Source organism: Dyella subtropica (assembly GCF_026283965.1).
In the GTDB taxonomy this organism is placed as follows: Bacteria; Pseudomonadota; Gammaproteobacteria; order Xanthomonadales; family Rhodanobacteraceae; genus Dyella_D; species Dyella_D subtropica.
In genome coordinates, this window is sequence record NZ_JAPDPD010000015.1 from 58,054 (window position 1) to 78,762 (window position 20,709).

Consider the following 20,709-nt stretch of genomic DNA (forward strand, 5'->3'; position numbering starts at 1 on the left):
GTGATGGGTCGTAGCCATGGGAAAGGCACGCATCTACTTAACAGCAGATCAGCATCGATAGGCTCGAGGGTGGTGCTCGCGCTACCCTCGATAACTCCGACTTAGCGCCCTGCCGTGGAGTCTGTTTTCGGCCAGGAGCGGGCGTTCGGTGCGTGAGTTCAGCCGTGCCGCGAAGCAGCGCCGGCTTGAATTGTTAGGTTACGCGCGCCTCAGCAATCGTGCCATCGTCGCCCGTGTGGTTAGTGCTGTCGTGGGTCTCTTGGAATACCAGGTCATCGACCGTTGGAATCCGGTCGTCGGCTCCTAGAATCCAGGTGCGAGACTTGAGGATGCTGTGCTCGTAGAAGCGCTTGCAATCCATGATGCCATCGATCGGGAGCCAGTGAGTGGCTTCGGGAAACAGCGCTGGGTTTATCGGATGTTTGGCGTTTGGATTGTGAAAGACCTCCATCTCGGCTGTCCAAGGCTCGTAGCGATACGGAGCCCAGAGGGCGCGGTACTCATCGCTATTCACGTCCATGCTGAAAGGGATGCCTCGCAATGCCCCTGGCGTGAAGTCAGCGAACTCGCCAATCCGCACGTAACGGTAATCCGTTGTGGGGCCGCCAAAGGACACCGGGACACGGCTCAACTTGGCCAACGTCGCGGCGTTCGAGAATATGACGGCTGAGAGATCTTCTCCTTCCGGTGTGGAGAATAGTCCTGCAGGAATTGGCTGCTCCCCCAGCAGTGTCTCGACCACCTCCGGTACGGCCACTCTTTTTCCGTCCTGTTCCAACTCGCGCACGTAAATCCCTGAGAGATAACCCAACAAAGCGGCTCGACTCCACACCATCGAGCCGGGCGCGTGGAAATCAGCGATGGCAATCGCGAAGGGCCGGCCGGCTACGTGGGGCATGTGGGCGTACCCCTTGTCCAGTTTGTTCTTGATCGTTTTGGCATATCGGACCGCCGCAGTGCCCAGCGTTAGCTCGCGTCGGTCTTGTGGGATGGGGGCTTCTTCGGTGTTGGCGTGATCGTAGCGCTCCGCCGGATTGGCGGTCACGGCCTCGACCCAGGCCTCGCCTCCCTTGCGGTTGGACACGTGGAAATCCGGTGACGGGCGGTCTTGGGTTACCAGGAGCCCCTGTTCCCGGAAGCTGGCGAGCAGCAGCGCCTCCCAGAGTCGGGAGTGGAAATTCTCGGTTCGACAATCGCTGGCCCAGTTGTCGTCCGGGTTCGGCATAGCCAGATACAACTGGTTGAGCATCCACGCCCCTCGATGCCGACTGGGATGGGCCAGCAACTTGAAGATGCCGCTGAGCTCTTTGCCCCTAAAATCTGGCAACGATGGCCGCCGCTTCGTGCCAGAAGGCACAGGGATCCGGCCCGCGGTTTCGTCGCACACCTGCCGAAGGATCGCCATGGCTTCCTCTTCGGTGAAGGCATCGTCCTCCCAGCGAAGCACAGCCCACACGTCGTCAACCCGCCGCCGCATGGTGAGAACGCCATGCCTGTTCGTCGTTGCGTTCCTGGTGAGCGCTCCAATGGTGATCCAGTCATAACTCCGCCACGCACTGACTGGCGGGTTCTCCCCGAAAGCCAGGCCGCGCGGCAGCGAAAGGGCGAAGACATCGAACATGCAACTGGGAAGCGGATCCATGGCATCCATCTCTATTGGGATGTTCCAACCCTTCATTTCCTTGGCAAAAAAAAACAAACAGGGGCTGCTTCCGCCTCATGGCCTCGTAGGCTTCGGCGCGCACCCCGAGCCGACGCCACTGGCGTTTTATCCCCGCCCGTCCCTACCCTCGATAACACGGGCTTATCGCCATGCTCCAAATCTGTTGCAGGCTATGAGCGGACGTTTAACACCTGCATCAAGCAGCTTGGGAAGGCCGTTTCATTTACGTCTATTTACGCTTGTTCTTTCGCCGCCCATCGGCAACCCCCTGAAGCAGGGCATGAGCCTTACTAGCTGTTCAGTCAAGACCAGCGTAACGGATAACAGCGGGAGGACAATGAGGCCTCCCGCCATAAGCGTTTGCTCCTAAGACTCTAATGCCTCCTGGATTGCTTGCTGAAGCTTGGCGTCGAAAGCGGGCTTACCCTCGACTTCAGTGAAGAAGGTCACAGGCTCTCCCCACTCCTGGCCCTGCCCACTTCCTGGGTTGTAATGCAGTTGGACTCCGCCAAGTCCGTGGTCCACACGGTAGAGCTCGACGTCAATCGTGCACACCTTGCCCATAACCCGTACCGTTATCCGGCCAGGAAGATTCACAGCGACCGAGACCCCCACTCCGATTCGCGTGTAGACTTCTTGCAGGCGACGCACCTCGTCCTGAATCTCCTTCTGCAGTTGAAGTAGTTCCTTGGGTACGTCCCCAGGACCGCGCGGCCCATTCTGTTCTTGTTGCTTTTGGATGGCGTCTAGAAACTCGTCCATTGATGACATGCGTCCACTCACTCATGGCTGGAGGTCCGTTTCTATAAGCTTCAACCCTGGCAAATGCAAGTGCCCATAAAACACGGAACATAGGACTGAGGCCGCGCAATCCCGGGAGGCGCTGAGGAATTCACATCCGCGCGCGACCGAAGGCAGAGTATCGCGCGCGCCACCGCTGAGCGCTGGTGTCCGCGGATGGGCCATGGCCGTTGCGCTTCCATAGTGATCAAGGATACGTCGCTACCCTGGTACCACAGAGCCAGTGGCGGTACGCGCATCAAAGATCCATTTCCGTTGTCGAACTCCTGATTGGGGACGGCGTTTACCGGTGCGATACGGGAGCATCATCTACGTCTTGTTCGTGACCATTAATTCCTTCTATGAAACAGGACTCTTTGGGGCGTTGACGAAAAACTACACTTATGCATTGATACTGCTTTACCTATGCTATCTGCTACGCGGCAGGTTCAAGGAAAACAAGCTCATCGACTTCCTGGCCGACATCAGCTTTCCGCTCTATCTGGTTCATTCCATGATCGGGTATGTCGCCATGCCCATCCTGATCAGCAAGGGCATTTCCTTCACGTTTGCATGGATGATCAGCTTGGGCTTGACCGTCTTTGTGGCATTCCTTGTCCATAGGTATGTCGAAATTCCCGCGAACAAATTCGGCAAGAAGCTGACCAGCCTCAGGGAAAACGGATTAGCCGAGTACGGCCGGTTGGCTTGATTGCAATGCCGGATATGGGCCCGCGGGCTGAGGGGGGCGCGTGCGGCCAGATCGGCGCACGCGCATGAAGTTACATCCGCTAAGTCGATGGGTAACCCGGCTTGCGGAGCGATCTCATCCGAACGTGGCCTGCGTAGCACTGGCCAACAAAACGGCGCGTATGGCGTGGGCCATGTTGCGCCACGGCACCGACTATCAACCCGCGATGGCAGCAACCTAAGAGGAACGTCTGAGTAAATCCTACCTACGATTGCGAAGCACCCTGCACGATGACGAACCGGTCGGACCGGCGTTGGCAAAACCCTGAAATGTCCACGTGCCATAAGCACGACGAAGCACTTGGGAGCCAACGCGCGACTAGCTCATCAAGGCCCAAATCTCTCTAGGAACGAGGCGATCAGAGGCCGGATATACGTAGGCAGTCGACACGGACGCCAGAGCTGCGGGATGCTTGCAAAGGGGAGGAGTCCATATACAGACACTCCTTCTGCCGGCTACCTGACTGGCACTAGAAAACACTATCGGATGCGTGATTCATGGCCCCTTTCCCGGTAGCAGGTATTTCTGCCAGAACAGTATCGAAGCGGCGTCGAAGTGGTTTCTATTCTGCTTCTTCTGAAAGCCGTGACCTTCGTCCTTGAACTCGAGAAACCACACGTCATTGCCATTCGCACGCACAGCGCTGGCGATTTGTAGACCCTCCGCGGCTGGCACGCGCGGGTCGTTCGCGCCAACGGCAACGAACAGCGGAGCGCTGATGTTCTTTGCATTCGTCGTCGGCGCTATACGTTCAAGAAATGCACGCATTTCAGGATCACGCTCGTCGCCGTATTCTGCCCGGCGCAGGTCTCGCCGGTAGCCTTCAGTATGCTCCAGAAACGTGACGAAATTGCTTTGTCCGACGAGCTCTATGCCCGCCTGCAAGCGTTTGCTGTAGTGCGTTAACGTGGATAAAACCATAAAGCCGCCATAGGAGCCGCCAAACACTCCAACGCGCTTAGCATCGAGTTCTCGGCGCGTGCCGACCCAATCGAGCAATGCGCCAATGTCTTTGACCGCATCCTCCCGCTTGAAGCCGTTGTCGAGCCCCAGATAAGTTTTGCCGTAGCCGGTCGAGCCGCGTACGTTTGGCATGATCACCGCCACGCCCAGTTCGTTCACCCAGAACGCTATTTGGGCGTTGAACAATGGCCGGGCCTGATCCTCCGGGCCACCGTGGATCTGAATAATGACTGGGAAAGGCCCTTTGCCCGGAGGGCGATAGTAGAAGGCGGGAATGCGGCGCGGCTTGCCTGCTACTTGGTCGAAAGTCGGAAAGTGTTCGAGCGAGGGCTCGACAAAGCGACTGGCATCGAGGCCGCCGACCTCGCTTGACGTCCAGCGCTCCAGCACCGGATGGGCCAGGTCGATGGCATAGAAGTCACCAGGCGACACGGCGGACATGAAAGTGAAGCCCAGCCGCTTGCTATCGGCGCTGAACGCCATCGAATCCACTTGCCCGCTCTTTAGTGCTGGCAACGCGACTTCGTGGCCCGACTTAAGATCGATCAAATGCAAAACATCAATGCCATCCTGATTAGCTGCGAATGCAAGGTATTGGCCATTTTTCGATAACGTAAAACCCTCAATGTCCCACGGGATATTCGCAGTAAGGCGCTGCATGAATACAGTTGCGAGATCACGATAGTGCAACTCGGCGAATTCGCCGGTTTCGTTCGATATGTAGTAAATGCCCTTGCCGTCACGCGAGAACTTCATCTCGTTATAGGCTGTCTTGTGCCCGGCATCGCCGATTCCCGTCATCGCACCGCTGGCGATATTCACAAGGTACGGGTGCGACTCTTCATCTGAAAGATACTGGCGCACCAGCAGTCGGGAGTCGTCCGGCGACCAGTCAAACACGTCCCAGGTGCCGCTGCGCTCCACAACGGCCTTGCTGGGTTTGCCGTCCAGTCCGACGATATGCACATCGCTATCGTTGCCGTTGCGCCGCGTGGTATCGAATGCTATGAGATCGCCACGATTGGACCAGACAGGGCCCTCGTTGCGTGACTTCCCATCGGTAAGCAATTGCGTCGCCCGCGTATCCAGGTCGAAGTAATAGATCTGGAAGAACTCCGCTCCTCCGATATCTTTGACAAACGCGAAGCCGTTACGCGATGGATTCACGGTAACGCTGCCCACCGGATCGGTGTAGAAGGTCAACTGCTGACGCGCATCACCAGGATGGTTAACCCAGTGCGCCTGGTAAGTGTCGCCAAAACGTGTGGAAATAATCGCGCCTTGCCCATTGGCAAGCCAGCCATCGAAATCCGCCCGCCGAATACCCTGATATCGCAGTAACCGATCGCCTAGCTCAACGGGAATCTCAGGAATACCCTCGGTAATGCAGTTTCCTTTTTCAACACGCTGGGGATTCGACTGGGCGTGGATCTGATGGGGGGCGCATGAGGATAAAAGTGCCGCAACAAGCAACGCGTATTTCATGGCATGCCTCACTGTGAAGTGGGTGTTCTGCTATGAAGCAACTAGAACGGCGTTTTTTACTTGACAAGAATGAATTTACCTTGAAAATATCTCGATGTAAAGATACTTGCTGTTAACATAACTGACCGGGAAGCCGACGATATGCCGAAGCCCCCTATCCCGCCGGGCAAGGATCGGGTCGACCAACTGCTGCGCGATTGGCAGCGCGAACGCCCGGATCTGAATGCCACGGCCACGGCCATGGCCGTGGTTGGCCGCATCCTTAATCTGGGGCGTGTCCTGGAGGCCAGGGCTAACGACTCCCTCAAGACGGTGGGGATCCACTACACCGATCTCGACGTGCTGGCCACCTTGCGACGGTCGGGAACGCCTTACCGACTCACACCTACTGTTTTGCGGCAGTCGGTGTTGATTACCTCCGGCGCCATGACTGCTTGTCTTAACCGCTTGGAAAAAGCCGGCCTGGTCATTCGCAACCCCGAAAACAGCGATCGCCGCTCCTTGACGGCAACGCTGACTCCCAAGGGGGTTGCACTGATCGATCGAGCAATCGTCGTGCGGTTTGCCGAAGCAGCGCAGGCCGTTTCCGAACTAAGTCGTACCGAACAGTACGAACTGTCCAAACTGCTGCGAAAACTTGGTATGTCACTGAGCTGACGGACCGCCGCTCGATTATTCTTGATGTGGATGCCGTGCCCACAGAGCATGCATATCAGCCCGCGATTCGCTTTGTCACGGGTAGAAGGCTTCACGACGAATGGCGCAACGAGGGTGTTGAACTGCGTGCATGGTGATAGCAGATCCTCGCAGAAGCCGTGCTGACATAGATTGGCTTTGGTCATTGCATCATTCCCGACGGATAGCCTCACGGATTTCATGTCCCAATCGGACTACGAGGGTGTCTACCCCTCCCCGAGGGGCCTGCGACGAACCATGGGATAACGAAGCCTAGAATTGAATCGTTGCCAATATGGTTCGAAGCCAGGAGCCTCCCGATGTCAGCGTCCCGCTCCGTTACCAGTAGCGGGAGAGTTCGATCGCGATCCCGCCCCTGCCCCCTCCTGCGCACCCGGGGTCCTAAGAGGATTCACAGCTGGCGGAGCAGCCCCACGGCAGTTGCCCTGGCCGGATCATCCAGCCCCACCCCTTGCCCCTTGGCCTATGTCGTCGTCGAGAGTCGCAATGCTCAGTTCTAGCGTAAGGCCGTGGCAGCGCTTGCACTTGCCTCCAGTGTCGCACAGGCAAGGCTTGTGATCGCGACGACCGAGCACTAGTGCATCTCCGACCGCCCCCCTGAGGGAGCCTGCGATTGGCTCGTTGAAGGCGAGTGCGTTTCAGGTGACATAGTGTTGCCGCCAGGAGTGGTGGTCAAGCTTTGACGCCACGTCATACCGAGCACACAGACCACAACGATGACAATCAAAATCAGTACGCCAAGGCGTTCGTCGAACGCGCGTACGGGAAATGTCGCTCTGCGGGGCGCAGTAATCGTCGCGCCTCTGGTGATAACAAAGTGTCGGGTACCTATCTTTCGATTACGTCATGGGGTAAGGCATGCCTTGTCGTGTGCAAACTTCATCGACTAGGACAGCTAGCCAATCATCGTCTTCGTGATGGGCGTCATTAAAGGCGCTCGAGAAGATGCCGTCTGTCGACTGGAAGAATTTCATGTCACTGGAGTGGCGGACGCGGAGGATGGATATCGCAGCGTCAATGCGGCTCACAATGCTTCGCAACTCTTGCCTTGACTTGTTCATGGTTCCACCTCAATCACCAGATACGCTCTGGTTTGACCTGCAATATTGAGTCTTGAGCGACCGGTAACCCGAGGTAGCACGGGAGATCTCAGGATCATTTGAAGAGGAACTGCAGAGCTGAGGCGCCGAAGGTCGGTCGACCCCATAGCGCAAAGATCACTATGCTCGCGACACTGTTACTCCGCTGTAATCCCAAGCGTCGTTTGGGCGATTCCTATGCTGACCTTTGCCAAGGCCCTTTTCCGGAACCGTCTGCAAAATGCTAGAGCGTCGCTCGGAGAACCCTGTCGTAACCCCGGCAATCTAGCTTCTCGACTGACCCCAACGATGGTGATGGCGAGACTCTTGCGGCAGTAGTAAGTTGTTAGTTCCAAGCAGCCATAAAGCACTTCGGAGGGTCTCATGGCGTCGATCGAAACCCGCGTTATCGCGCTCGAACGAGAAGTCGATACCCTGTCAGGGATTGCCTGGCGCTGTCGTGGTGCTATGGAGATGCAAGATGTCGTGGTCATCGAAATCCTTCGATCCCTTGCGCGGAATCCGCAGGTGAAAGCAGCCATGCAAGCGACTTTGGATCAGCAGATGCAGGCATTCCGTGGCACGGACAGGCGCGACCTTGGATTGGCCGATCAAGTAGCCCGAATGGCCGACGAGGCGATCTCACGGCTGGACGCTTACCGAAAGGCGATCGAGTAGCCACCTCCGCCGCTCGGTCCGTGACACGGGTATCCAACCGGACGGCGCATGACAACCTCGCCTGGGTGGTTCGGCACGACGGTGAATAGCGAGACAGGCAGGGCTACCTCAGCGACCCGCTCTGGCGCATCGGTTATTGGAGTGGGCCGGGCATGATCAGTCCCAGCCAGCCAGGGTCCATCGCATAGCCCACGCATGGGTAGATCATGGCGCTGCTTAGCAATAGGCACACAGATAGAGATGCCCCCCCATCACCATAGTGATAAGCAAGACGCCTACTCACAGAGACCAAAAGAGAGCCTACATGGGTTCAGGTCGCTTGGAACGGTCAGCGCTCCCTAGCATCGTGTGCTGCGATATCTCGATATCACAGCAATGAAGCTATTGCTGACGAATTTCACTTTCGCTTGAGTTCGTAGAGCTCATCCCAGCGAAGGGATCGGTAGTCGAAGCCAGCGGGTAACTCCGGTTTGATGATCTGGAAATACGGCGAGATATCGAAGTCGCGCGGCGCATACAGGCTACTGTTTCGGATGTGCAAAATCTCTGCACAACAGGCATCTCCCCCGGGATGTTCTTCTGGTATGTATTCAATATCGGGAAGGATCGGGTAGCGGATGTTTTGAAATAGCGTTGCAATCAGGCTCGAGCAGATCGCCTTGGTGGGCTCGCCACTGCCCAGCGCAATCATCCGCCGGCGCCAGTGCGTCGGAACGGGTGGGGTTGGAAGCAGGTAGCGCGCAAGATCGAAAAGATTCCTCAGATCATAGGTCTGTCCAACGTGAGTCAGGGCATCGGCGATCAGTCGCTGCACATCGTCAGGCGCCAGGCCAAGCGGGCGGCAGATGGGCGTATGTACATGCTCGTACTTTGTCAGAGGTACCAAGCGCACACCCTCCTGCATGTCGGCCTCGATCAACATCGGCAGGTCGTGCCCCGTTTTTTGACGTGCTTCGGCGTCAAGATAAAGGGCTGCATGCGACCAGGTCGACTGAGTAAGGTACTTGATCGCCACGCTGACTCTCGAGGATCCTTCGATCAGCAAGACGTCACCGGGCAGCAACGTCGATGCCATGTGTCGTGCAGGCATCATGGCTACAGGTGCGTAGTGTTTCAACGGCTTTCTGAGATAACGAGCAAGTGGACGTCCGAATAGCCGCAGCAGATAGGCGAGCACGGGGAACCCCTTGAACTTTGGCTGATCACAACCCGATGCGCTTCCCAAGCGCACACCATCGACTGGTTGTAGCGACACCGGCCGGACCGGCCGGCACGAGATCCACGAATCATGCATGTATAATTTGATGGTACTGTACGCGCTCGTCAATTACTGGCGAACGGCGCCATAGCTTTGACCGCTGTGCGTGAAGAAGGGACTCGTCTGCCATGATTGCGCTCTGTATTGCACTGTTCCGCGGGAACTGGCTCAACCCGCAGTCGCGATGGTGGGCTTGGTTCGCCATTGCGATAATAGTGATCGGGTGGTTTGTCGCGTTCTGGCCGGTGATTCGCAATCGGCTTCGGCATCGCCGATAGGTCATCGGCCCTTTCAGTAGACGCTCGACTAGGAGAGCCCAATCATCTCGCGGGCAGCGGGCTACGCTTCACTCAACGGACAAGATGGGGAGTTCACGCATGGCGTGTGTTGTCCAGACGTTCGTCGAAGAAGGTATTTCGTACCGCTTTGAGGGATCCACGGTGAAGATCCATGGCAACCTCATGGGGAAGGGAATCTATGGCGGATCGATCAGTTTGTGGGTCGGATCGTATTCGTGATCGCTGTCGCAGGCGCCATCGGCGGCGAAATGACTTAGGCTGAGAAAGGGGGCGCCTTGGTGACATCGATTTACACATAAGTAACTCCATGGCGCGCATGCTCATCGGGTAAATGCAGGTGCGTGCCATGTGGATATGCAAGCAGTGTGGCGAGACGCTGGATGCTGATACCGCCCCTCCAAACGTCGATGAGCAAGGCTTCTTCTTCATCTGCCCGAGCTGCGGTAAGCGGAACGTTCTGAAGAACGTTGGTGGCAAAGGTGAGGACGACGGTATCGTTCTGGCACAGCTCGACTCGTAGGTCGACCATCACTCCACCCCGCCACGCTTGACAGTGAGATTGATGATATCGGCGCTACCGGAAGCTGCTTGGCTCCGCGGCTATTATTACCTCGTTGCCCTGGGATGAGATGCCAATCCTAGAGTCGTGTGCGGGATGGTCGTGCACACCAATGGAGCTCGCTGGTGGCGCCTAGGCTTCGAGGGACTGGAGAACACCAACGCGCCGTCCCCGGACAAGTGATCGCTACCGACCGGAAGCGGTCTCTCCCCTACCCTCGATAACTGTCTCTAATCGCCTTGCCATCTTCAGCTTCCGGCCATGAAGGCGTCATGCGCGCACCATTGCACAGACATTTAGGGGGGGCAGCCGTCCTTGATGTTGTAGACCAAGAAGTCCGCCTCGGTCTGCAGCGGCTGCTTGCCGTAGTTCTCCCAGCGCGGCGTTCCACCGCGCTGACGGGGAAGCAACCAGATCTGGAACAACTTGAGGGAGGTCTCACCGCGATTGTGTTCGGAATGACTGATGCCTGTCCCGGCGCTCATGACTTGAACGTCACCTGCGACGGTGCGGCCGACGTTGCTTGTGCTGTCCTCGTGCGTGACAACACCTTGCCGGACATACGTGATGATCTCCATGTCGGTATGGGAGTGACGGCCAAACCCCGTGCCCGGCGCGATCTCGTCATCGTTCCACACCACCAGAGCGCCAAGCGGACCATTGGCAGGGTTACCGTCAGCGGTAACTACAAAATGGTGGCGCGCGTTGAGCCAACCGTGATGGCTGACATCGAGTGTTTCTTTGGATCTGAGTTGCAGCATGGCTATTCCCTGATGCCGAGTACGGCGGCTGTTCGCTTCGGGAATAGTTATGGAGCTAAAACGCGGACACGATTAGTCAGACCATCACGGACAGGCTGTCCTATTCGGTGAACGCCGCCCTCCTCTGGCATGGCTATCGATCAGCGGATCTGGCGGCCCAAAGCTGCGGTCTCGTTAGATGGCTTTCGAGAATGATCGGTGGCTACGGCGGTGCGCCTAGCGGCCCATCCAGGATATCGATGATGCCGCGACGGGCCGCGACGACAACGGCCTGAGTACGATCACGCGCACCCAATTTGGAGAGAATGTTGCTTACATGGGACTTTGCGGTCTCTTCGCTGACATGTATGCGATGGGCGATCTCTTTATTGGAAAATCCCTGCGCCACGAGCCTGAGCACTTCCACCTCTCTGCCACTAAGCGCGTCATCCATCATATGCGCCGCAATGATGCCGGCGACTTCACTGGGAAGGTAGTGTTTCCCCGCGTGGAGTTGGCGAATAGTGTTCAGCAGGTCTGCCCGCAACATATTTTTTAGCAGGTAAGCCGACGCGCCCAACTTCATCGCCCTGATAACCTGCGCGTCACCGCTGTAGTTCGTCAGAACGACGATGCGTGCTCCGGGAAACTCGCTTGCGATCGCGCGTATGGCCTCCTCGCCGCTCATTCTGGGCATCTGCAGATCCATCAGAGTGATGTCGGGGCGATGCTCGCGAAACTTTTCAACCGCCTCGGCACCACTCGAAGCCTCCGCCACGATGCACATGTCATCCTGGGCGGCGATAACCGCCGCGATCCCTTCGCGTAGTAGAGGGTGATCGTCGACCATCAGTATGCGCATGTTCGTCATCCTCTCGCCCATTGAAGCAGGCGTTCCAGCATTCTCTGAAGGACACTGACCTGGGTCAGATAGGCCGCGCCTGCAGGTACCAAGACCTCGATTTCGCAGCCCTCCCCCTCCCGTGACCAGATACGGAACTTCGCGGAGATCTTCTCAGCGCGCTCACGCATGCCACTGATGCCCCAATGATTGGGTCGCCCTTCCTGAAGCACTGCCTCCGGAATGCCCACGCCATTGTCCCGCAACCGCACCCGTAGCACGCTGCTCAAATAGGCGATCTCCATTTCCAGAAGCGTGCCGTTCGAATGCTGGTACGCATTGAACATGGCTTCCTTGGCGATCGACAGGACCTCCCAATACACCACGGCAGTCAGCTCGCGAGGCCGGCCCTCCACCAGAGCCTTGAAATGCACAGGCTGGTCGGCGGTGAGTTCCACGCCCGTCTGCTTGAGCACTTCGTGGAGGTCTCCACGAACCCTGGTTCGCAGATCAAGGACACGCCCGCGCGCTTCGGCGACCACCTTGTCCGCGCGATCGAGTGCGCCTTCCAGAGCCACTCGCGCATGCTGATCGTCGTTTATGCGATCGGCAACGGACTGAAAGCGCATAACCAGCCCTTGCACGCTTTGCAGCAGGGTGTCGTGCAGATCGCGCGCAATTCGATCGCGCTCATCATCGCGCGCCTCAATGCTCAATCGAATCCGTGCTCGCTCCTGACGCAGGCGAAGCCGATGGGTGGCTACCAACATCGCCAGGATGGCCATCGCGCAAAGCACTTTGAAGATCATGGTTTGGTACCAGGCGGCGCGAATGGCAAAAGCGAAACTGCTGTCGCCAGCACTAGCGACGCCATCCTCGTTCACCGCCTGAACATGGAAGCGGTAATGGCCAGGGCCGAGATTCGTATAGAGCGCGTTGCGAAGGCTCCCCGCGTTTTGCCAATCGTTGTCGACGCCATCGAGCCGGTACCGAAATTGAACCCTTTTCGGATTGGCCATCGAAGCCGCCGTGTAGTCGATATTCACCTTCCGGGTGAGCGGACGCATCCGGATGGCATCGGATACGGGGTAACGAACCTCACCATCCGAGATCCCTTCCATGGTGATAGTCGGCGCCACGGTGTTGTGGATGATCTGTTCGGGCGATATCCACGAAACCGATGTCGACGTACTGAACCAAAGGCGGCCATCGTCACTCTTCGCCAGGGTCGGCAGTGGTCGTGCGTGATCGGCCATACCCAGGCGACCGTCGTCCGTCCCGAAGAAGCGGAATGACACTTCGTACGACGGATCGCTCTGCGCGCGAGCCAACTCAGACGCTTCGATGCGGTAAGCGCCATCAAGGCCATTCAACCAAAGATCGCCGTTGTCCAGTTCGACGATGCCGCTGATCACGCGAAAGACCTGGCCGTTCTTTCCCTTTACCTTGGCAAATCGCTCCCCTCGGAGAAGAAACAGACCGCGCTCGCCGCCCGCCCATACATGCAACTTGGTTACCTCAACTGCCAGCAAACCGCCCGCCTCCAGACCCTCTTCTGCTCCGTAGCGCCTTGTCTTGCCTTCCGCCATGACGACGAGCGGCTCATGGGGATAAGCCAGCCATAGGCGACCGTAAGCATCGTTGAGGAGGCGAACGGGGCCGCTCTGCCCGTATTCGGCGGTGTCGATCTTGGTCCAGGAACCGTCCTTGAATTGATACAGGCCATTCAGGGCAACGCTGACCCATAGCACCCCCTGATCATCCATGGCGATGGCCTGACTCAACGCGCCTGCATGCTGCAATGGTGGCGGCCATTCAATCTTGCTCAACGTACCGTTTTCATACTTGAAGACGCCATGCAAGCCAGCCATCCATACCACGCCATGCTTGTCGCGCACGGCGGCGCTGATGGCGTTTGGAATCGGCGCATAGAGCTTGGCGGCAACGCCCGTCACTAGGAACGGCGACTGCCAGACATTGGGAACCCAGACCTGTTCGCCCGCCGCAGGGACGACGAAAGGAACTTGCACGTTGCCGGGCAGCGGCAACGGCCTCAGATTCGTTGCACGAAACTGATCCAGTCCCCGGCTCGTAATGACCCAGACACTCCCCTCACGATCTTCAAAGATGTCCTGGACCCCGTTCCCGGACAGCCCGTCGGCATCAGAGAAGGTCTCGATCGTCCGCTTGGGCTGTCCGTCTTCACCGACCGTCCAGCGATCCCGCTCGATTCCCTTTGGCCGCCCAATCCAAAGGGCTTCTGACGAGTCGACTAACGCGGGGCCATCCTCATCCGAGTTGTAGGTCCGAGGGGGCGTTCCCGTCCTACGCCATTGCACGCTGATGTGCTGTTCGCTGTCAGTAACGTCGAATTTTGTAGCGCCCGGCTTGAGAAACCATGCGTGCGTATCGTCGACGATCCACAACACCCCATCGATCATCTGCATCGAATGAGGGCGCCCCCCCTCGTAGCCGAGGTCGGAGCCAACCTTTGTCCACCGGTCATCAACCAGGCGTACGACGCCCTTGGTACTGGCGGCCCATAGATGGGCATCCGGCCCTCTGACAACGGTAAACAGCGTGCCCTGAGGCACATCGACGCCCCCCTGATAGTTGACGATGTCGTTGCCGCGAATCCGACTGAGGCCACCGGCAAAGTATCCGACCCAGATATCGCCATTGGCATCGACGTAGAGCGAGTTGATCCCCAGACTGGGAAGGCGGTTGGCATAGGTGTCGTCGAAGCGGACGCCATCGAAACGCAGCAGGCCCACGGAGCTTCCCAGCCACAGGAAACCATCGGGAGACTGGGCAATGGCGGTAATGCCGCCATGGGTCGTATCGCCACCGGTCGCGTTGACGTGACGCAACTCGGCAAGCGGACGATCCAGCGGGCTGTCCGCGACCCGGGGAGTCCGGGTGATTTCTTGAGCATGCAGTCCAGGCGCACAGAGGCATGCAGCCGTAAAGCCCGCAAGCCGCCACCACGCACTCAAAACCAGCAGTCCCCGCGGATACGCCATTGAGCCCTTTCCCCAAGGTTCTACGAGAAGCGTCTAATCGACCATCTCGTCGTTGCCAGCATATCCCCCAATCGGGGGGTATGAAGTTCCCACGAATGCGGATCGCGCTCCAGCCCTACCGCTACATAGCATGGCGACATGCAACGCCTCTACTCGATGTTTCCCCAAGGAGCCCCGGGTGTCGGACTGGTGCTATTGCGCATGGCGATTGTGCTGCAAGTCCTAGTGGATATCGGACCTCGGCCAACCGTATGGCTGCTGGCGACGACTGCCGCGCTTGCCCTGGCCATCACCGTGGGCTTTCTCACCTCCGCGGCAAACCTGCTGCTGCTCACCGGCCTAGTGACTCTTCGGATCCAAGGCGGCCCTTTTTCCATCGCGACCGTCTGCGAAGGACTCAATGCCATCGCCTTGATGCTTTTGGGACCGGGGGCGTACTCGCTGGATGCGCGCCTTTTCGGTCGACGCAGCTTTGATTTGAAGTGACCAGGCTTTAGCAGGTCGTCATGGCGACGACCTGGCGACTCGCAAAGCCATGGATGCTCCCAACCTGTCTTGGACCACGTGTGGATGGCGCTGCAGCGCCGCTATTTACACGCTCATTGTCGCGCTGCAGGAGCTTCCCAAATGAACCTCAATAAATACATCGCGGCTGTCGTTGTTGGTGGTGCTGTTTTGGCGAGTGGCGGACCTGCGCATGCGGCCGGCGCCAAGCCCTCCGTCGTGTTGGTCCACGGTGGTTTTGTGGATGGCTCCGGCTGGGAGGGCGTGTACAACATCCTGAAGCACGACGGCTATGACGTGACGATCGTCCAGAACCCCACATCCTCTCTCTCGGACGATGTTGCCTTCACCAAGCACGTGCTTGAGAAGCAGAGCGGCCCCGTCGTTCTTGTCGGCCATTCATACGGCGGCGCGGTGATCACGGAGTCCGGCAATGCCCCCAACGTCAAGGCGCTGGTCTACATCACCGCTTTCGCTCCGGATGCCGGCGAGTCGGTTCAGACGCTGACGTCGAATCCGATGCCGGGAGCTCCGGTGCCGCCCATCCTTCCGCCCCAGAACGGCTACCTGCTTCTGGATAGTGCCAAGTTCCCGGCCTCTTTTGCCGGCGATCTTCCGGCCGCAAAAGCGCAGTTCATGGCGAACTCGCAGGTACCCTGGGGCATGCACGCCTACGACGGCGCGATCACTCAGCCTGCGTGGAAGGCAAAGCCGAGCTGGTATCTCGTGGTTACCGAAGACCGCATGATCCCGGTGGCCGCGCAACGCACCATGGCCAAACGCGCGAATGCCACGGTGACGGAAGCCAAGGGAAGCCACGCTATCTACGTGTCGAATCCGAAGGTGGTTGCAACGCTGATCGAAGAAGCGGCGAAGAAAGTGGCAACCCAGTCGAGCTAAACGCCAGGTTATAGAAAGAAGGCCCCGCCGCGCGGGGCCTTCTTCTCTTGGCCGCCCTGCTATTGTCAGGGGAGTCGGTCACCACGTGGCACCTATCCGGGAGTGAATCTCATGTTTCGCATCCTGTACGGCACGATCTTGCTCATGGCACTCAGCTTTCCTGCCATGGCGGACGTTCAACCCTTCCCTGCCTTATTTCGAACCCAGGATATCCAAGCGGAAGGCGCAACGATCCATGTTCGCGTCGGTGGCCACGGTCCCGCCGTCGTCCTGCTGCACGGCTTTGGCGATACCGGAGATATGTGGGCGCCGCTCGCCGCCAACCTGGCTCGCGATCACACAGTAATCGTGCCGGATCTGCGTGGCATGGGTCTGTCATCGCATCCGGAGGGCGGCTACGACAAGAAAACCCAGGCGGGTGACGTGCGCGCCGTGTTGACCAAGCTCGGCATCGACCGCGCTGTCGTCGTGGGGCATGACATTGGCACCATGGTGGCCTATGCCTACGCCGCGCGTTACCCCGACATGACCGATCGCTTGATCGTGATGGATGCGCCGGTTCCTGGAATTCCGCCGTGGGATCAGATCGTGCGATTGCCAGCGCTGTGGCACTTCGATTTTGGCGGACCGGATATGGAGCGCCTCGTCGCAGGCCGAGAGCGCATCTATCTCGACCGGTTCTGGAACGAATTTGCGGGCGATCACACCAAGTTCGACGAAGCCTCGCGCCGCCATTACGCCGAACTCTACGCCCAGCCAGGCGCCATGCATTCCGCGTTCGCCCAGTTCCGCTCCATCCGGCAAGACGCGGAAGACAACAGGGTCTCAATGGCCACCAAACTCACCATGCCTGTGCTCGCCATCGGTGGTGAGAAGTCGTTTGGCGCTAATGAGGCCATCGTGATGCGGAATGCGGCAAGCAACGTGACCGAACTTGTGATCCCCCACGCGGGCCACTGGCTAATGGAGGAGGCACCGGAAACAACTATCGCCGCAGTGTGCAACTTTGCTGAAGGCAAGCCCGTCAAATAACCCGTGCCATGCGTGATTTCCATGCTTTGAAAGCGTCCGCTTAGACGCTGAAGCGGACGTTCCTACCTACGATAACACGGGCTAATCACCCTGCCGTGGCGTTCGATTGAAGGATGGAAGCCCAACCTTCTGACTTGACTGGGCAGTGCGCGACTGCATCACTCTGTGAGACGTACCGTCGGCTACGATGATTTCAGGATACGGAATCAGGGCCAGCCGCCGTTTCAGGTAACCACAATCAGCGAATGTTGTTCTCCACGTAGCGTCTTATACGCGCCACGTAGGATTGAGAGGCCCGCTCCATCATCGCCAAGTGCCGTTCGCTAACTTCGCCGACGATGCGGCCCGGAATACCCTGGACTATGGAGTTGTCGGGAATGACCTTGCCCTCGGGTACCAGGGATTTGGCGCCAATCAGGCAGTGGCGCCCTATTTCGGCACGATTCAAAACCACGGCGCCGATGCCGATCAATGATCCGTCGCCGACCATGCATCCATGCAGCATGGCCAGATGGCCGACGCTGACCTTGTTGCCTACGACCAGCGGAATCCCGGGATCGGTATGCAGTACGGCGTTGTCCTGGATGTTGCTTTCGCTTCCGATGGCTATGCGGTCGTTATCTCCCCGCAACACGGCGCCAAACCATACGCTGGACGCCTGGCCGATATGCACATCCCCTATGACGATGGCCGATGGAGCGATGTAACTTCCATCCCCGAGCTCAAGTTGCGAGTTTTCCAAGGAAAAATAGTAGGGGCTCACGTTGCTTTCCTATGCGGCACAGGCATTCCGCGTGCAACAACTCAATGCTCTCGCGCGCCCTGGTGGTCAGGAGGCGCCGGTTCGGACCGACTTACACGCACACCTCGGAAATTCGTTGCAGCTTCGAGAGCAGCGTTTCAGCCAGCTCGATGATCGTGTCATCCCTGTGTATCTTTTCGCTGTATATCAGGGATATTTCTATGCCATCCCACGCCCTGTCGCATTCAATAAGCAACTCGTGAGAATACGGGTCATGCAGCTCCGGATCGCTATGCGACTCGACCCTGAAAATGCCGCTCTTTCTGGGCGGCATGGCGACCCCGTCTTCTTTTGCTCCACCTTTGACAAACAGCGTCGTGCGATTGTTAAGGAAGACCTGAGGCCGCGGCATCCGCTGGAAGTCGGACCTGACCTCCTGGTCCGGGTGCAGATACCGCAGGAAGCCATAACCCAGGCCATGCTGGGTCACATCCGTAATCCGCTTGCGGAGAGCCTCGAACGATCCGGGCGACGACAGGCTATCCGGTTCCACGTCGAACCACATGGGAAATTTGAAGGTCGTCGGACCCACCACTTCCAGGAAATCGATCCCAGGAGTATGGCCGCCGCGCCCATGGTGCTCGACGTCGATGGCGACCATCGGGTGGCCTGACCAATGCGCGATCGCCGCCACGGCGGCGATAAGAAGCGAATCATTCATGAGGGATGTGTTCTTGGATGAAAGAACATCGGCCCCGACATACAAGGTAATTATTTTGGAATTGTTGGCGGTGTGCAGGCCACCCACAAAGTCAACGGGAATCCTGGGCGTCTCTGCGTTGATGAAGCCGCCCCAATAGGACAATGACCTTGCAAGAAACATCGGCCCGCTCATGTATTGATGCAGCGTTTCGGTGTAGCTCGCATAGCTGCATGCTTTCTTTATTTCGGCATCCACCACTTGATGGCCTGACAGCCTCTTATAGACATCTACCATATCGGAGACAATGGATTCGACGCAGTAAGCGTCCACAATGTTGTGATGGAGATTTACAACGATGACGTCTCCTGTGTTCCTGTTCTTGCAAAGGGCCACATAGATCACCGGCCCGTCGACCATGCTGAGGGTCCGCTCAACGTCCTTCTGAATATCGAGCATGCATTTTTCGGTGTTCTCGGTCGCGTCAGACAGGACTATTTTCGGCTCGCCTGGAGCGCTCAGTATTCTCAGCGCCCATTCCCCGTCCTGCTTCCGGTACAGCCGCTGCCGGAACGTGTCGTAGCGGCTCATGGTCAAATGAACCGCTTCTCTTACCAAATCAAAATCGGCGTCTCCACCGATGTGCGCGTGGCGAGTCACCGACCACCTGTGCTCGACAGGATCGAAGGTCTCCAGGTACCAGCCATGCCATGGCGTCAGCGGCAGTTCGCCGGCGTCGCGATCGTCCGATGACCATCGCTCCACCTGGGCCAGACCTCTTTCGATAAGGCCGATCAGGTCTTGCTTGTGGCGCTTCACCTCTTCGAGCAGGGCGTCGGTGAAAGCTCCCGCCGGGGCTCTATAGCCAAGAGCGCCATTCTTGACGAAGAGCTCAATCTGCTTGTACTCCAGCGCGAGCAGCAAATCTGAAAGATGCATCGGATTCCCTTCTTCTATTCTCTATGGACGCCAGCCATTGTGCCGCCGCACGGCCTCAGGCAAAGGCCGCCGCCACCCGCCTGACTCCCGTTCCCGGGGTCCATCCGCACGCCGAATGAGCCCAGGTCATGTTGTTCATGACGACAAGTTCCCCCGCGCGAAGCTTCCTCACAATCGCCCGATTGAATATGGACGGCAGCCGGATGCCGGAAGACCAGACCTTTCGATGAAGGCTGCAGTCCAGGACGCTGCCGTCCTCGATGTCATGCGGAGCCTTGAAAAGGCCCACGCGCCGGAGCGCCTTGATGAACTCCTTCGCGATGTCCCGATCCACATTGCCGATGGTGTCCCAGCAGACAAAGCGATCGACGCCCAGGATCCTGGAGTGGTTCTTCTTGGCTGGCTGCAGAACGCCGTACCGGGAGACATCAGCCACGGGCGTATCCATCAGATGCACCAGATCATCGCCCTCCTTGACCCTATCCCTGGGCCATTCGACCTCGCACGTCATCTTCAGTGTCGCAATTTCCATCTTTGTCAATTCGGTGCGATCAGTTTTTACCTTGTATTTGAATTCCTTCATGTCACTCCAGACATCCTCGTCATCGGAAGACCCCCAGAGGATGGTCTCCCCGCCGTCCGTGGTGTTTTCATAGCAGTAGAAAGAGGATATCTGCATGTTCATGCCGCTATTCCCTTCCGAATGCGGCGGTATGAAGTGGTAGTCTCCGCGCTCGTTGACCGTCATGAAATACTTCCCCACGTTCTTTCTATGACCGTGGATGGCCGCGAATCCAGCCTGAATCTCAAGCTCCTCGCTCAAGCCAAATTCCGCCGCTATGCCGGAGATCAATCTATCCGCATCCGCCGGCGAAGCGCCCTGGATCAGTACGACCTTATCCTTCGACAGGATCTCGGCAATCCTTCCGAATCTGGCCTGGGCGGCATCGAGCGCGACCATGTGTTCCGAGCCGGCTTGTGCATCCAGGCCCGACAGATCAAATATGGATTCGTCAGATACGGTGGCCATTTAGTTAACGCCCTTCATTGGAGAGATGATTGCGCGGGTTGCCTGCA

The 20,709-nt window shown here is 58.0% G+C and carries 17 protein-coding genes; 6 read left to right on the forward strand and 11 right to left on the reverse strand.

Going from position 1 to position 20,709, the window contains the following annotated elements:
• Nucleotides 1-193: 193 nt before the first annotated feature.
• Both OUZ45_RS14170 and OUZ45_RS14175 read right to left on the reverse strand, forming a co-directional pair.
• Complete coding sequence (locus OUZ45_RS14170; protein ID WP_266170775.1) at nt 194-1,699, reverse strand: hypothetical protein; 1,506 nt, start codon at nt 1,697-1,699, stop codon at nt 194-196.
• A gap of 330 nt (nt 1,700-2,029) precedes the next feature.
• Nucleotides 2,030-2,434 carry a hypothetical protein gene (locus tag OUZ45_RS14175; RefSeq protein WP_266170776.1) on the reverse strand — a complete coding sequence of 135 codons (405 nt, stop codon included), beginning with the start codon at nt 2,432-2,434 and terminating at the stop codon, nt 2,030-2,032.
• A 319-nt stretch (nt 2,435-2,753) separates the two neighbouring features.
• Between OUZ45_RS14175 and OUZ45_RS14180 the strand changes: the two genes are divergently transcribed.
• Nucleotides 2,754-3,155: an acyltransferase family protein gene (locus OUZ45_RS14180; RefSeq protein ID WP_323137562.1), complete on the forward strand. Its 402-nt coding sequence runs from the start codon at nt 2,754-2,756 to the stop codon at nt 3,153-3,155.
• A 534-nt stretch (nt 3,156-3,689) separates the two neighbouring features.
• Here OUZ45_RS14180 and OUZ45_RS14190 read toward each other — a convergent pair.
• Nucleotides 3,690-5,642 (reverse strand): S9 family peptidase, encoded by a 1,953-nt coding sequence (locus tag OUZ45_RS14190; protein WP_266170778.1) that lies wholly within the window; start codon nt 5,640-5,642, stop codon nt 3,690-3,692.
• A gap of 141 nt (nt 5,643-5,783) precedes the next feature.
• On the opposite strand from OUZ45_RS14190, the gene OUZ45_RS14195 reads away from it, so the two are divergent.
• Together OUZ45_RS14195 and OUZ45_RS14200 are read left to right on the forward strand one after the other, a co-directional pair.
• Nucleotides 5,784-6,299 (forward strand): MarR family winged helix-turn-helix transcriptional regulator, encoded by a 516-nt coding sequence (locus tag OUZ45_RS14195; protein ID WP_266170779.1) that lies wholly within the window; start codon nt 5,784-5,786, stop codon nt 6,297-6,299.
• 1,502 nt (nt 6,300-7,801) lie between these two features.
• Nucleotides 7,802-8,095, forward strand: a complete 294-nt coding sequence (locus tag OUZ45_RS14200) for a hypothetical protein (RefSeq protein ID WP_266170780.1) — start codon at nt 7,802-7,804, stop codon at nt 8,093-8,095.
• 397 nt (nt 8,096-8,492) lie between these two features.
• Here OUZ45_RS14200 and OUZ45_RS14205 read toward each other — a convergent pair whose 3' ends face one another.
• The 5 genes from OUZ45_RS14205 to OUZ45_RS14225 form a co-directional block, all read right to left on the reverse strand.
• Entirely contained in the window at nt 8,493-9,272 is a 780-nt protein-coding gene (locus tag OUZ45_RS14205) for a YiiX/YebB-like N1pC/P60 family cysteine hydrolase (RefSeq protein ID WP_266170781.1), read from the reverse strand.
• A 669-nt stretch (nt 9,273-9,941) separates the two neighbouring features.
• Nucleotides 9,942-10,181, reverse strand: a complete 240-nt coding sequence (locus OUZ45_RS14210; RefSeq protein ID WP_266170782.1) for a hypothetical protein — start codon at nt 10,179-10,181, stop codon at nt 9,942-9,944.
• Between the two features lie 326 nt (nt 10,182-10,507).
• Entirely contained in the window at nt 10,508-10,972 is a 465-nt protein-coding gene (locus tag OUZ45_RS14215) for a pirin family protein (protein WP_266170783.1), read from the reverse strand.
• Nucleotides 10,973-11,174: 202 nt separating this feature from the next.
• Complete coding sequence (locus tag OUZ45_RS14220) at nt 11,175-11,834, reverse strand: response regulator (protein WP_425601695.1); 660 nt, start codon at nt 11,832-11,834, stop codon at nt 11,175-11,177.
• Nucleotides 11,819-14,815, reverse strand: coding sequence for a sensor histidine kinase (locus OUZ45_RS14225; RefSeq protein ID WP_266170785.1), 2,997 nt, complete (start codon nt 14,813-14,815; stop codon nt 11,819-11,821). The genes OUZ45_RS14220 and OUZ45_RS14225 overlap by 16 nt, the downstream gene beginning before the upstream one ends.
• Before the next feature lie 201 nt (nt 14,816-15,016).
• Here OUZ45_RS14225 and OUZ45_RS14230 point away from each other — a divergent pair, with 201 nt between their 5' ends.
• The 3 genes from OUZ45_RS14230 (at nt 15,017) to OUZ45_RS14240 (ending at nt 17,251) form a co-directional block, all read left to right on the forward strand.
• Nucleotides 15,017-15,301 (forward strand): hypothetical protein, encoded by a 285-nt coding sequence (locus tag OUZ45_RS14230; RefSeq protein ID WP_266170786.1) that lies wholly within the window; start codon nt 15,017-15,019, stop codon nt 15,299-15,301.
• A gap of 84 nt (nt 15,302-15,385) precedes the next feature.
• Nucleotides 15,386-16,219 carry an alpha/beta hydrolase gene (locus tag OUZ45_RS14235; protein ID WP_266170787.1) on the forward strand — a complete coding sequence of 278 codons (834 nt, stop codon included), beginning with the start codon at nt 15,386-15,388 and terminating at the stop codon, nt 16,217-16,219.
• Nucleotides 16,220-16,330: 111 nt separating this feature from the next.
• Nucleotides 16,331-17,251 carry an alpha/beta hydrolase family protein gene (locus OUZ45_RS14240; RefSeq protein WP_266170788.1) on the forward strand — a complete coding sequence of 307 codons (921 nt, stop codon included), beginning with the start codon at nt 16,331-16,333 and terminating at the stop codon, nt 17,249-17,251.
• Between the two features lie 238 nt (nt 17,252-17,489).
• On the opposite strand, the gene OUZ45_RS14245 is transcribed toward OUZ45_RS14240, so the two are convergent.
• The 3 genes from OUZ45_RS14245 to OUZ45_RS14255 all read right to left on the reverse strand — a co-directional run bounded on the left by OUZ45_RS14245 (nt 17,490) and on the right by OUZ45_RS14255 (nt 20,662).
• The gene (locus OUZ45_RS14245; protein ID WP_266170789.1) at nt 17,490-18,014 is read right to left on the reverse strand and encodes a gamma carbonic anhydrase family protein; all 525 of its coding nucleotides are present in this window, start codon (nt 18,012-18,014) and stop codon (nt 17,490-17,492) included.
• A 91-nt stretch (nt 18,015-18,105) separates the two neighbouring features.
• Nucleotides 18,106-19,632, reverse strand: a complete 1,527-nt coding sequence (locus tag OUZ45_RS14250) for a condensation domain-containing protein (RefSeq protein ID WP_266170790.1) — start codon at nt 19,630-19,632, stop codon at nt 18,106-18,108.
• A gap of 55 nt (nt 19,633-19,687) precedes the next feature.
• The gene (locus tag OUZ45_RS14255) at nt 19,688-20,662 is read right to left on the reverse strand and encodes a hypothetical protein (RefSeq protein ID WP_266170791.1); all 975 of its coding nucleotides are present in this window, start codon (nt 20,660-20,662) and stop codon (nt 19,688-19,690) included.
• Between the last annotated feature and the right edge of the window lie 47 nt (nt 20,663-20,709).

What these genes read in the sequence shown, in the direction of transcription:
- OUZ45_RS14195 (WP_266170779.1), top strand. Translation starts at nt 5,784, where the DNA reads ATGCCGAAGCCCCCTATCCCGCCGGGCAAGGATCGGGTCGACCAACTG.
- OUZ45_RS14230 (WP_266170786.1), top strand. Translation starts at nt 15,017, where the DNA reads ATGGCGATTGTGCTGCAAGTCCTAGTGGATATCGGACCTCGGCCAACC.
- OUZ45_RS14200 (WP_266170780.1), top strand. Translation starts at nt 7,802, where the DNA reads ATGGCGTCGATCGAAACCCGCGTTATCGCGCTCGAACGAGAAGTCGAT.
- OUZ45_RS14210 (WP_266170782.1), bottom strand. Translation starts at nt 10,181, where the DNA reads ATGGTCGACCTACGAGTCGAGCTGTGCCAGAACGATACCGTCGTCCTC.
- OUZ45_RS14190 (WP_266170778.1), bottom strand. Translation starts at nt 5,642, where the DNA reads ATGAAATACGCGTTGCTTGTTGCGGCACTTTTATCCTCATGCGCCCCC.
- OUZ45_RS14255 (WP_266170791.1), bottom strand. Translation starts at nt 20,662, where the DNA reads ATGGCCACCGTATCTGACGAATCCATATTTGATCTGTCGGGCCTGGAT.
- OUZ45_RS14215 (WP_266170783.1), bottom strand. Translation starts at nt 10,972, where the DNA reads ATGCTGCAACTCAGATCCAAAGAAACACTCGATGTCAGCCATCACGGT.
- OUZ45_RS14220 (WP_425601695.1), bottom strand. Translation starts at nt 11,834, where the DNA reads ATGGGCGAGAGGATGACGAACATGCGCATACTGATGGTCGACGATCAC.
- OUZ45_RS14235 (WP_266170787.1), top strand. Translation starts at nt 15,386, where the DNA reads ATGGCGCTGCAGCGCCGCTATTTACACGCTCATTGTCGCGCTGCAGGA.
- OUZ45_RS14175 (WP_266170776.1), bottom strand. Translation starts at nt 2,434, where the DNA reads ATGTCATCAATGGACGAGTTTCTAGACGCCATCCAAAAGCAACAAGAA.
- OUZ45_RS14250 (WP_266170790.1), bottom strand. Translation starts at nt 19,632, where the DNA reads ATGCATCTTTCAGATTTGCTGCTCGCGCTGGAGTACAAGCAGATTGAG.
- OUZ45_RS14240 (WP_266170788.1), top strand. Translation starts at nt 16,331, where the DNA reads ATGTTTCGCATCCTGTACGGCACGATCTTGCTCATGGCACTCAGCTTT.
- OUZ45_RS14225 (WP_266170785.1), bottom strand. Translation starts at nt 14,815, where the DNA reads ATGGCGTATCCGCGGGGACTGCTGGTTTTGAGTGCGTGGTGGCGGCTT.